10 protein-coding genes are annotated in these 12,266 nt (G+C 51.4%); all 10 read right to left on the bottom strand.

Going from position 1 to position 12,266, the window contains the following annotated elements; all coding sequences use genetic code 11:
* Positions 1-62 precede the first annotated feature (62 nt).
* From queA to murD, 10 genes are read right to left on the bottom strand one after another with little or no spacing between them, the layout of a single operon-like run.
* The gene (gene queA, locus B5F83_RS00900; protein WP_087275853.1) at positions 63-1,112 is read right to left on the bottom strand and encodes a tRNA preQ1(34) S-adenosylmethionine ribosyltransferase-isomerase QueA; all 1,050 of its coding nucleotides are present in this window, start codon (positions 1,110-1,112) and stop codon (positions 63-65) included.
* 58 nt (positions 1,113-1,170) lie between these two features.
* Positions 1,171-2,034 carry a tRNA pseudouridine(55) synthase TruB gene (gene truB / locus B5F83_RS00895; RefSeq protein ID WP_087275850.1) on the bottom strand — a complete coding sequence of 288 codons (864 nt, stop codon included), beginning with the start codon at positions 2,032-2,034 and terminating at the stop codon, positions 1,171-1,173.
* 28 nt (positions 2,035-2,062) lie between these two features.
* On the bottom strand, positions 2,063-3,628 hold the full coding sequence (gltX, locus tag B5F83_RS00890) for a glutamate--tRNA ligase (RefSeq protein WP_087275847.1): 1,566 nt from the start codon (positions 3,626-3,628) through the stop codon (positions 2,063-2,065).
* Positions 3,629-3,665: 37 nt separating this feature from the next.
* A complete protein-coding gene (gene ftsZ, locus B5F83_RS00885; protein WP_087275844.1) occupies positions 3,666-4,955 on the bottom strand; it encodes a cell division protein FtsZ in 1,290 nt (429 codons plus the stop codon).
* A gap of 12 nt (positions 4,956-4,967) precedes the next feature.
* Positions 4,968-6,428, bottom strand: a complete 1,461-nt coding sequence (gene ftsA / locus B5F83_RS00880) for a cell division protein FtsA (protein ID WP_087275842.1) — start codon at positions 6,426-6,428, stop codon at positions 4,968-4,970.
* A 4-nt stretch (positions 6,429-6,432) separates the two neighbouring features.
* Complete coding sequence (locus B5F83_RS00875) at positions 6,433-7,206, bottom strand: hypothetical protein (protein WP_087275839.1); 774 nt, start codon at positions 7,204-7,206, stop codon at positions 6,433-6,435.
* The gene (gene murC / locus B5F83_RS00870; protein WP_087275837.1) at positions 7,200-8,564 is read right to left on the bottom strand and encodes a UDP-N-acetylmuramate--L-alanine ligase; all 1,365 of its coding nucleotides are present in this window, start codon (positions 8,562-8,564) and stop codon (positions 7,200-7,202) included. Before murC ends, B5F83_RS00875 begins: the two co-directional genes overlap by 7 nt.
* Positions 8,561-9,673 carry an undecaprenyldiphospho-muramoylpentapeptide beta-N-acetylglucosaminyltransferase gene (gene murG / locus B5F83_RS00865; RefSeq protein ID WP_087275835.1) on the bottom strand — a complete coding sequence of 371 codons (1,113 nt, stop codon included), beginning with the start codon at positions 9,671-9,673 and terminating at the stop codon, positions 8,561-8,563. The genes murC and murG overlap by 4 nt, the downstream gene beginning before the upstream one ends.
* Positions 9,657-10,934 carry an FtsW/RodA/SpoVE family cell cycle protein gene (locus tag B5F83_RS00860; protein ID WP_087275832.1) on the bottom strand — a complete coding sequence of 426 codons (1,278 nt, stop codon included), beginning with the start codon at positions 10,932-10,934 and terminating at the stop codon, positions 9,657-9,659. Before B5F83_RS00860 ends, murG begins: the two co-directional genes overlap by 17 nt.
* Positions 10,931-12,265, bottom strand: coding sequence for a UDP-N-acetylmuramoyl-L-alanine--D-glutamate ligase (gene murD / locus B5F83_RS00855; RefSeq protein ID WP_087275829.1), 1,335 nt, complete (start codon positions 12,263-12,265; stop codon positions 10,931-10,933). The genes B5F83_RS00860 and murD overlap by 4 nt, the downstream gene beginning before the upstream one ends.
* Position 12,266 lies beyond the last annotated feature (1 nt).

Genomic DNA, 12,266 nt, shown 5'->3' with positions numbered 1-12,266 from the left:
CCCCGTTTGTGGCGAACGGGGATTGAAAATATGTTTTTTTGATGTTTTCCGTTGTTCCGGCCTTAGATGATAAGCATCGCATCTCCGTAAGGTCCGAATCTGTAGCCCTCTTCCGTAGCCGCCTTGTAGCATTTCATTACATTTTCGAAGCCTCCGAAAGCGCATTCCGACATCAGCATCGTGGAGCAAGGCATGTGGAAGTTTGTAATCAGTGCGGTCGGTATCGATACCTTGTATGGGGGAAAGATGAATTTGTTCGTCCATCCTTCGAATTCCCTTATTTCCTCGGTAGTGGTCACGTATGTTTCCAGGCCGCGGAGCACTGTCACTCCCGTGGCGAAAACCCTCTTGCCGTTGCGCTTGGCATTGTTTACAAGGTCTGCCGTCTTTTCCGGAATGTTGAGGGACTCGGAATCCATCTTGTGTTTCGATAGGTCTTCCACGTCCACGCTCCTGAAATTGCCCAGTCCCATGTGCAGTGTAATGAAAGCCGTATCCACACCCTTTATTTCCATTCTCTTGAATAATTCCCTGCTGAAATGCAGGCCGGCTGCCGGACAGGCGACGGCCCCTTCCTTGGACGCATAGATGGTCTGGTAATTTTCGTAATCCGATTCCTCGACTTTCGGTTTTACCCATTTCGGAATCGGCAGTTCGCCCATCTTGTACAGGGTATCCTTGAATTCCTCGTACGGCCCGTCGTAAAGGAACCTGAGCGTCCTTCCCCTCGATGTGGTGTTGTCTATGACTTCCGCCACAAGGGCGTCGTTCTCCCCGAAATACAGTTTGTTGCCTATGCGGATTTTTCTCGCCGGGTCGACAAGCACGTCCCAAAGCCTCTGGTCGCGGTTCAGTTCCCGCAGAAGGAAAACTTCAATCTCGGCCCCTGTCTTTTCCTTGTTGCCGTAAAGCCTTGCAGGAAAAACCTTTGTGTCGTTCAGTACGACAAGATCCCCTTCGTCGCAATAATTGATGAAATCCTTGAACAGCCTGTGCTCGATTTCTCCGCTGTCCTTATGCAGTACCATCATGCGGCATTCGTCCCTGAAAAACGTAGGGTTCTGGGCGATGAGTTCGGGCTTGAGTTCGAAGTTGAATTGAGAAAGTTTCATATAATACCCTGAATGATTAGTCAAACAAAATATTATACGATTTTTATCCGATTTTGTTTCAAATATTGAAAATATTCATGACATTTTCTATCGAAAGGGCCTCGTCGACACTGAAAATGCCAGAGCGTGTCCTTCGAAGGGAAGCCAGATGGGCTCCGCTCCCGAGTGCTTCCCCGAGGTCGCGGGCCAGTGCCCTTATGTATGTGCCCTTGCTGCATGAGACAAGCAGGCGTACGCAAGGCAGTTCGTGGCCGTATCTTTTCGCGGTTATGCTCCTGTGAGTACCTTCCGGTCCTGTGATTCCGGTTCCGGAAGGGATACCGGTACCGTCAGTGTATCCGAACCCGAGCATTTCGAGCCTGTCGATGCGTATGGTTGAAGAACGTATCCCTGCCTCCCTGGCTTCGGCTATTGCCGAAGTCTCGCCGTGTTTGAGCATTTTGCGGGCAATCTCGTATGCCCTTACCCCGTCTATGGATTTGGCGGAAAACAGAGGGGCTATCTGTTCCTGTTCTCCAAGGAAAGACGGAAGTATTTCCTGCACTGCCTTTTCGGTTATGTGCGAGTATGGATAATGCATGTCGATTTCCTTTTCAAGGTCGTATGACGGTGTCGTGGCGCCGAAGACTATGTCAGCTATGTATTCCTTGTCACCGGCCTGGAACTCTTCCGCGAGTTTGGTCGCCTTGCCTGTGCATATCAGCAGGAGCCCTGTGGCGAGCGGGTCTAGGGTGCCGGCATGTCCTACCTTGAGGTTCTTTTTCTGAAAATAGTGCTGGAGGCGGAATTTGATTTTCCTGACCGCATCGGCCGATGTCCACAGATACGGTTTGTCCAAAGGAATGACAATGCCTCCCGGAAAATCTTCGATTTCCCGGGAAGGCCTGTCTTTTATCGATAGGGTTAGGAAGTCCTGTTGCATAAATCCGTCAAATCAGCGGTTTGCACCGTCATTCGCCTAAAGTCTTACATGCGAATGCCACACGGGCCGCCGTTTCTTCTTTGCCGATAATGGTCGCGACGGCGGCGATTCCGAGTCCGCTTGAAGAGCCTATCAGTGCGAGGCGCAGTGTGTTCATCACCTTGCCCATAGGCCATTCGTTGGAATGTATGTAGTCGCTGAGGGCTGGTTCGAGCGCTTCTTCCGTGAAAGGCTCGAAGTTCCCGATGAACTCTGCCGCCTGTTTCATCAGAACCACGTTTTCCTGTTTCCAGAATTTCCTTGCATCGGCTTCGTTGAATGATGACGGCGCGGTGAAAAGATAATGGGCGATGTCCCAGAAATCCTTTATGAATGTGGCGCGCTCTTTCGTGAGGCGGATGACCTTGAGCACGTATGCGTCATCGAATTTTTCCCTGTCTATGCCGTGGCTGTCGAGTATTTTTCTGAATTCGCCGGCAATCTTTTCGTCCGGCATCCTGCGTAAATATTCGCGGTTGTACCATTTCGCCTTTTCCGGATTGAAACGGGCCCCAGATTTTATCACCCTCCCGAGAGAGAATGTTTCAACGAGCTCGTCTATCGTAAACATTTCCCTGTCGTCTCCAGGGTTCCATCCGAGCATTGCGAGCATGTTCACGAAGGCTTCGGGAAGATAGCCTTCTTCCCTGTATCCCCGGGTGATTTCCCCTTCAGGGTTTATCCATTGCAGCGGAAAAACAGGGAATCCGAGCCTGTCTCCGTCCCTTTTGCTGAGTTTTCCCTTACCGTCCGGTTTCAGGAGCAGCGACAGGTGGGCGAATCTCGGCATCGAGTCCGTCCAGCCGAATGCTTCATAGAGGAGATAGTGCAGCGGAAGTGAAGGCAGCCACTCTTCGCCTCTGATGACTTCGGTGATTTCCATCAGGTGGTCGTCCACTATGTTCGCCAGATGGTATGTAGGCAGTCCGTCATGGCTTTTCCACAGTACCTTGTCGTCCAGAATGCCTGTGTTGACTTCGATGTGCCCCCTTATCAGGTCGTCCATTTCGACGATGCGGTTTTCCGGCATTTTGAAGCGGATTGTCCAGCCAGTTTCTTCCTTGAGCCGTCTTTCCCATTCTTCACGCGGAAGGGTAAGCGAGTTTTTGAGCCTTCCCCTTGTCTCGTGGTTGTAGATGAAAGTCTCCTTTTTCGCTTCCGCTTCGGCCCTCATTGCGGCGAGCTCTTCCGAGGTGTCGAAAGCATAATATGCGTAGCCGTTTTCAACAAGCTGCTCGGCATATTTCCTGTAAATGCTTTTCCTCTGCGATTGTCTGTAAGGGGCATGTGGGTGTTTTTCAGAAGGGGTCTCGACGACCTTTCCGTTTTCGTCCACACCTTCGTCCGGTATGATTCCGCACCAGTTGAGGGAGTCGATTATATACTGTTCCGCCCCGGGTACGAATCTCTGTGAGTCGGTGTCTTCGATGCGGATTATGAAATCTCCCCCGTGCTGTTTCGCGTAGAGATAATTGTATAATGCGGTACGCACTCCTCCCATGTGGAGGGGTCCCGTAGGGGACGGTGCGAATCTTACTCTTGTCCTTCTTTCCATATTGTCATGTAAAAATTTACTGTTGCGGCCGGTAAAATCATGCTACCTCTACAGGCTTTGTCCAGTTGCACCTGCGTATCGACGGAGTGTTCTCCATCTCGGAAATGTCGCTGCCGGTATTGACAGCAAGTACCGGAGGTTCTTCAAAATGGAAGTTGCGTATGCTGGTATTGGCCGTCTTCCCTATGATCTGCCTTCCGGCCTCTTCGACCGTTATCGGCTGCAAAGATACTATTTCTTCTTCGTTTCCTTCGTATTCTTTCAGGGTAGAGCTTACATAATCCTCATCGATGATGATGACATTGCCGCGGTCCCTTTTCGTAATCTGCGGAAGCAGGCTCATGCTGAAGCCGGTGGCAATGATGGTTATGCACAGGTCACCGTTCAGTTTTCCGCTTTCGTCATAGACGACACCGCGTTTGAAATTCTGTGCGTTTCCCGTGTATTTCTGGATGCACTGGGCCACATGGCCGAGTTCTTTGGCCGAAAGTCCGCTCTTGTCGCGACTTGTACGTATGTTGATAAGTACGTTACGGGCTGTCTTCAGGTCGAAGTCATTGAGCAGAGGGGAGGAGAGGGCCTGTTCCACGGCTTCTTCCACGCGCTTTTCGCCCGTTCCGCGGCCGCTTCCCATGAGGGCCATTCCGCTGCCTTTCATGACATTCCTTACATCGGCAAAATCCACGTTTATATAGCCGGTGTCCATGATGATTTCGGTGATTCCTCTTACGGCCGTGGCCAGTACTTCATCGGCCTTCGGAAAGGCTTCGTGGATAGGGAGGTCTCCGTATACTTCGTAAAGTTTCTGGTTGTTGATAATCAGAAGGCTGTCCACGCATTTTTCCATTTCGTGTATGCCTTCTATCGCCCGTGACATCGACTCGTATCCCTCGTCTTCGAAAGGTACGGTAACGACTCCGACTGTCAGGAGTCCCATCTTATGGGCTATGTCGGCTATTACCGGTGCCGCTCCTGTGCCTGTCCCGCCGCCCATTCCGCAGGTAACGAAAACCATTTCGGTCTTTCCTCCGAAAGCAGCCTTGATGGTCTCCTGGGATTCAAGCGCGGCCTTTCTTCCCCTCAGAGGGTCGCAGCCGGCGCCGAGACCCTTGGTCAGTCCGCCCCCGATCTGTATCTTGGCCGGTACTTCGTTCTTGTCCAGTGCCTGCTTGTCGGTATTGCAGATGATGAAGTCGGCTCCTTTTATGTCTTCGAGCCTGTACATGTATTCGACGGCATTGCATCCGCCTCCGCCTACGCCGATTACCTTTATTATGTTAGTGGATTTTTCCCAATCGTAAGGGGCTATTATTTCGTTGTTGTCCATTTTCAAGTCCTTTTATATGTTGTCGTCGTCTTCGAAGAGGATTCCCGAGAACCCCGAGAACCTGTTGTCTTTCTTTCTGTCTTCCTTTTTCTTGTCGCCCTTGTCCTTTTTCTTGTCAACCTTGTCTTTTTTCATGCCGCCGAACAGCCCTTTTATCCAGGTAGTCCCGCTGTTCTCGGAACTGTCGTTTCTGGCGGTTTCCCCGTTTTCACAGGTTTCTTCATTGCTTCCGGCATTGTCCGCAGTATCAGGTTCCCGCACCGTGCGGATGTCTTCGACCGTTGTGCCGGCGGTATTGTATGAATCCTCGAAACCGATGCAGTCCTCCCAGGCAAGGGCCAGCAGGCCGGAGATTGCCGAAGAACTGAAGTCTGAAAGTTTCGGGAATCCGGTATAACTGAATTTTCCTACCGGCATGGCCCTGCGGACGGAGTAGCCGGATGCGGTCTTCAGGTAATCCGATATGTTCAGCAGATTGGCGGAACCTCCGGTAAGGACTATTCCCGAACTGAGCAGGTCTGCATATCCGGATTCCTCTATCTTATAAAGGAGGGCGTCGAATATCTCCTTGCACCTTGCCTCGATTATTTCGGAAAGGTATTTTATCGGGATTTCGATGTCCCTCTGCGAACGGCTCTTGATTTGCAGGGATTTCTCTGCATTTATCGAGAGTTTTTCGGGCATTGCGCTTCCGAAGTCGCGTTTTATGCTTTCTGCCAGGGAAGTCGTGATTTTGCATTCGTTGGCGATGTCGTCAGTTATGTTTTTGCCTCCGAAAGGCAGGGTATACATGTACCTTATTATGTTTTTATAATATATGACAAGGTTTGTCGTATTTCCTCCGAACTCGATCAATGCCACCCCGTTCTGTTTTTCCTGGCCGAGCAGCGTGGATTCAGCGCTTGCCATAGGATACAGGTATTTTCCCGCTATTTCTATGTCTATTGCCTTGAATGTCTTTTCGTTACTGTCGAATACGGCCTTGTTTCCGGCGAAAATGCGGTATTTCCCCTCGATTGACGGGCCCGACATTCCGATGGCGTCATCGTATGGTATTTCCATGGCGTCCCCGATTCTGTACGATTGCGGGATGACACAATATACCCTTTCGTTTTCGTCCTCTGTCCGGGAGTAGGCGAGTTCCGTCATGGAATTGAGTTCGTCGGATGTTATGAAGTCGTCGGGAGAGGTCCTGTCGTTTTTCAGTGTAATGCTCCGCGTATTTATGCCATAACCCGGAATGCCTGTAACCACTTTCGAAATCTTTATCCCCAACTGTCTTTCGATGTCGGTAAGCAATGATTTTACCACGGTCGAGGCTCTCAGCGGGTTGAATACCCTGCCGTGCCTTACTCCGTCTGACGGAGCTTCCTTGTATGCGGCGATGTCGATGTTCCGGCCTTCGATTTTCGCCGTACATGCAGCTGTCCGGTATGAACCGATATCAACTATCGTTATGAATTTTTCTTCCATATCCTTATTTTTTCTTTTTGCAGATTATCTGGTCCCTGTATTTTACGGATACCGTCCCGTACTTGCTTTCGGCGCCGGGATAAACGGTTTCGTAAAATTTTTCAATACGGTAAAATTTGTTTTTTATGTTTTCCGGGTTTCCGAAAATTATCTTGAAATCCCCGACTTCCGGAATGAGCAGTATGTCCCCGTTACCGGCGATTTCGATTCTTTTGAACATGTCTTTCCAGTACCCGTCGCCCGTGATGTATCCGTTCAGCCTCAGGATTCCGTCAAGCCATTTTTTTCCGGCGGTGCCGGTTTCCCCGGAGTCCCCGATTTCAGGGATGTTCCCGGATACGGTCGTCACTTCGGGGGTGCTGGAGCCGTGTATCGGGAAAACGAAACCGTCCGCATCGCAGTAGAATCCCCCGTTCCCGGTGTCGAGCCTTAGCACCGGATGTCTCTGGTATACGTCGATGTTCAGCATCCCTGTCCGGTCGGTATGGCACTCGCACTTTTTGATGGCGCTTATCTCCTCGATGGCTTTTTCAATCCTGTCGCAATCGAGCTCGTCGATCAGCATGCCGGTGCAGTCCCCGTATTTTTCGCCGAGGATTCCGCGGATGTCGTCCTCGTGGATGAAGTCGCATTCGTCTCCGTTGATTATCGTGATGGCGGTCCCTTTGCAGGCGAGCCCTTCCCGCTCGTTAGCGTTGAGACGTCCGGCTATGGCGAAATAGGCGGCGAGTATCGTCACAAGCAATACGAAGAATATGTATTTTACTGCTTTCAACATTTTCCGCTCCTTTTTTCAAGCATTTCCGTTATGGACTCCGTGAATCTGTCGATGTCTCCGGCACCGAAGGTCACGAGGACGTCGATGTCTTCATTTTCAAGGCAGGACATCAGCTCTGTGCGTGTTATCAGTTTTTTCTCCCCGGTTTTTATCCTGTCGAAAATGATTTTCGAGGTGACACCTTCTATAGGCAGTTCCCTTGCAGGGTATATGTCAAGCAGGATAATCCTGTCTGCAAGGGAAAGGGCTTCGGCAAAACCTTCGGCGAAATCCCTTGTCCTCGTGTACAGATGCGGCTGGAAAACGGCGGTCAGCTTCCTGCCCGGGAAAATGTCCCGAATCGACCTTATGGCCGCTTCTATTTCCTTCGGATGGTGGGCGTAGTCGTCGATATAGGCCGTCTTTGCGGTGTTGAGGTGCATGTCGAGCCTCCTTTTTACGCCCATGAATGTGCCGAGGGCTTCCTTTACCTTTTCCGGGGATATCCCGTTGAGAAGCGCAGCCGCGGCCGCAGCGATTCCGTTTTCGGCGTTGAGCCTTCCTGGAACCCCCATTTTGCAATCTTCCACGGTCCCTCCGGGATAATTCAGGTCGAATACGAAATATCCCCCAGGTTCCGTGCGTATGCGGGATGCGTAAAAATCGCTCTTGGCATTGTCGTAGGAGTATCTGTATACCGTGGCCTTTACGGGAGCCGGGCCGATATCCACTCCTTCTTTAAGTATCAGGCATCTTCCGGTCTGTGCGGCGAACTCGCCGAATGCTTCCTGTACATGGGCGTAATCATGGTATATGTCCAGATGGTCGGCATCGATGGAGGTGATTATGGCCGTATCGGGAAACAGTTGCAGGAAGGAACGGTCGAATTCGTCCGCTTCGGCCACGACTATGCCGCTGTCGCCGAGCAGCAGGTTGGTGCCGTAGTTTTTCGATATGCCACCGAGGAAGGCATCGCAGCCCGTTCCCGATGCCTGGAAGATGTGGCCTGTCATCGTGCTCGTCGTGGTTTTTCCGTGCGTGCCGGCGACCGCTATCGTCTTTTTCCCTTCCGCTATCTCTCCGAGTACCTTCGACCTTTTGAGCAGCCGGTATCCCTTTTCCCTGACGAAAACCAGTTCCCTGTTTTCGGCCGGGATTGCAGGGGTATATATGACGAGGGTGTCGGACGGGGCGCCTGGAATCAGTTCCGGACGTTCGTCGAAATGTACGGCAATGCCTTCTGCCTCCAGTGAGGCGGTGATTTCGGACGGGGTCCTGTCGTATCCGCTCACTTCATGGCCTTTGGCATGAAAATACCTCGCGATGGCGCTCATCCCGATTCCGCCTATCCCTATCATGTATATGTTCCTGTATTTCATAATATTCTGTTTTTACATACGGAAAATATTTCTTCGGCTATGGCGGAGGCGGCATCCGGGCGGGCCAGTGCCGATATGTTGTTTTCAAGGGTCCTGACCGTAGCCTCGTCCTTTACAAGGGCGGTGGCGTATCCCATGAGCGTTTCCATAGCCTCGGAGTCCTTGACGATTCCTGCCGCTCCTTTCTCTACGAGTGCCATCGCGTTATGTGTCTGATGGTCTTCGGTGACATTGGGGGAAGGTACGAAAATTACCGCCTTTCCCGCAACGCAGAGTTCTGAAATCGTTCCTGCTCCGGAACGTGAGATAATAAGATCGGCGGCCGCATAAGCATAATCCATCCTGTCGATGAAGCCCGAATAAACCACGTCCTTGCAAGAGGCGGTTTCCATGAATGACTTTACCCCCTCATAGTATCCTTTCCCGCATTGCCAGAGTATCTGTATCCCTTCTCCTCCAGGCTGTCCGTCCGCAATCCACTTCTTCATGGTGTTGTTGAGGGTGGCGCAGCCGAGGCTGCCTCCGAGCACCAATATGGTCTTCTTTTCCGGGTCGAACGAATAGTGCTTCAATGCTTCGGCCTTCTCCCCGGAGGTAGGGCGGCGTATGTTGTTCCGGACAGGATTCCCGGTCATTACGAGCCTGTCCTTCGGGAAAAACCTCTCCATTCCTTCGTATGCCACGCATATCCGGTCCGCTTTCCTGCCGGTAAGCCTGTTGGTCAGTCCTGCGTATGAATTCTGTTCCTGTATGAGTGTAGGTACGGACAGCCTCTGGGCTACCCACAGTATGGGCGCGCTGGCGTAACCTCCGACCCCGACGGCTATGTCCGGACGGAATTCGCGGATGATTTTCCTTGCTTTCCGGATGCTTTTCAATACCTTGAACGGAAGAACGAGATTGGACAGCGACAGGCTCCTTTTGAGCCCTGCCACGGGAAGTCCGATTATGGGGTAGCCGGCAGCCGGAACCCTTTCCATTTCCATCTTGCCTTCGGCTCCCACGAAAAGGATGTCGCATCCGGGGTCTTTTTCCCTGAGTGCCCCTGCTATTGAGATTGCCGGAAAGATATGTCCTCCGGTACCTCCGCCGCTAATTATCACTTTCATTTTTCTCTCCTTTTTCCGTTATGGCCGGCTCAGGGTCGACTTTGCTCAGGTCTATTTCCTGAATCGATTTGCTGACAGAAAGTATTACACCGAAAATACCGCTGAATATTATGAACGCCGTGCCTCCGTGGCTTACCAGCGGAAGGGTATGCCCCGTGATTGGTATCATGCGGATATTGACGTAGATATGCATCAGCGCCTGGAATGTCGTAAGCAGGCCGAGTCCGAAGACCGTCGTTCCTGCGAATGTGGTCTTGCATTTCGCCGCCAGCCTTGCACAGCGGGCGAAGAGCCAGATGTACAGGAACATGACGAAAATTCCCACGATACTTCCGTACTCTTCTATTATGAACGCATATATGAAATCCGAGAAGGCCATCGAAAGGGTGTATCTTTGGGTGCTTTTCCCCGGGCCTTTTCCGATGATTCCTCCCTCGTGTATCGCGATTTTCGCATTCTCCGATTGCCTTTCCGCATCTATTGCTGCCTGTTTTTCCTCTTCCGTCATTTTTATGGCAACTTCTTCGTCTGCCGGATGCAGGAAGCTGTCTATTCGGGATTCGGCAGTTTCGAAACGTTCGAACAGCGGGTGCTCATTGTTTTCGGTCAGTTTGTACAGGCCGTAACATATTCCGAGCACGGCTATTCCGCCGGCGATGGTGAGCGCGAGATATCTCCAGTTTATCTTGTTTATCCATAATATTACCAGACATATCATTGCGGTGAAAACTGCTGAAGAAAAACTTCCGCGCAATAGCAGGACACAGGTCAGGGCTATCGGAAGCAGCAGTTTTAACAGGTAATCCTTGAATTTCTTTATTTCGAAGATTTCCATGGCCCTCGCCAGGTAAATTATGATTGCGGCCTTCGCCACTTCGAAGACCTGGAAGGTGAATCCGGGCAGCTTTAGACCTCTGATGGCCCCGTTCTGTCTGGCAGTCAACGGGTCTACGAACAGCAACAGCAGCAGTACTATGCTTATCCCGTAGACGAGGAAGGAAAATTTGCGGTAGTATTTTGGGTGTATGAAATAACATACGAGCAGGGCCGCCCAGCCGGCCAGCACGAATACCAGCTGATCGAGGAAGATGACGATTTTGTTCACGTCGGAATGCATGGCCCTGTAGGAGCTGGCCGAATACACGGCCGCAAGCGAGAACATGGACAGCAGAAAGACTATTATCCATACCACCTTGTCCCCTTTTATGCTCCGGTTTATCCAGCAGCTCGCCTTTTCGGCGTATGTTTTTACAGTGTTCATAAGTTCCTTACCGCTTCTTTGAACAGCCTTCCCCTTTCTTCATAGTTCCTGAACAGGTCGAACGATGCGCAGCAAGGGGACAGAAGCACTACGTCTCCGCTCTCGGCCACGGAATATGCCTTTTCCACCGCCTCTTCCGCCGAGCGGGCGTCGGTGATTACCGGAACCATTCCGGAAAACGATTCGTGCAGCTTCCTGTTGTCGACGCCGAGGCAGATGAGGGCTTTCACCTTTTCCTTTACAAGGCCGTAAAGTTCCGAATAGTCGTTCCCCTTGTCGGTCCCGCCCGCAATCCATACTACCGGCCTGTCCATGCTTTCGAGGGCGTACCATGCCGAATTGACATTGGTGGCCTTCGAGTCGTTGATATACAGGACACCGTTTACGGTCGCTACTTTTTCGAGCCTGTGCTCGATGTTTTTGAAAGTCTTGAGGCCTTCCCTTATCTTCTCGTCATCTATGTCCATGACTTTGCCGGCGATGGCGGCGGCCATGGAGTTGTACAGGTTGTGTTTGCCCTGCAATGATAGCTCGTTGAGGAAGACCCTGCACTCGTGTTCCCCGTATTTTACGACAATCCTGCCGTCCTCGACGTATGCTCCTTCCTCGACTTTCCCTTTTTGTGTGAAAGGCAGCATCTTTGCCTTGATTACGATATCGTTCAGATGGCCTACAGTTATTTCGTCATCCGAGCAGAATATGAAGCAGTCGTCCTTGTCCATGTTCCTCGTGATGCGGAACTTGGCTTTTACGTAGTTTTCGAGCTTATGGTCGTATCTGTCGAGGTGGTCGGGGGTTATGTTGGTAAGTACGGCTATGTCCGCCTTGAAATCGTACATGTTGTCCAGCTGGAAACTGCTTATTTCCAGCACGTAGATGTCATAGTCGCAGGTGGCCACCTGGTATGCGTAGCTCTTCCCGATGTTCCCTCCGAGCCCTACGTTGAGGCCGGCGAGCTGTAACAGATGGTAAATCAACGATGTCGTCGTAGTCTTGCCGTTGCTTCCGGTAATGCATATTTTCTTCGCACGGTCATATCTCCCGGCGAATTCTATTTCGGATATTATGTTTATTCCGGCTTCCCTGATCGAGCGGATTACGGCTGCCGAGTCAGGTATCCCCGGACTTTTGACTACCTCGGCGGCATCCAGTATCCTGTCGAGGCTGTGTCCCCCTTCTTCGTAAGGAATATCCCATTCCGCAAGCCTCTGTTTCTGGTTTTCCGGAATGGAACCGTTGTCCGAAAGGAAAACGTCGAATCCTTTCGTTTTTGCCAGTACGGCGGCTCCTGTGCCGCTTTCACCTCCTCCGAGTATCGCTATCTTGCCCATC

It is taken from the genome of Muribaculum sp. An289, assembly GCF_002159555.1.
In the GTDB taxonomy this organism is placed as follows: Bacteria; Bacteroidota; Bacteroidia; order Bacteroidales; family UBA932; genus Merdivivens; species Merdivivens faecigallinarum.
Note: the sequence above shows the minus strand (reverse complement) of the source record. Positions and strands in the feature narration are given on the sequence as shown.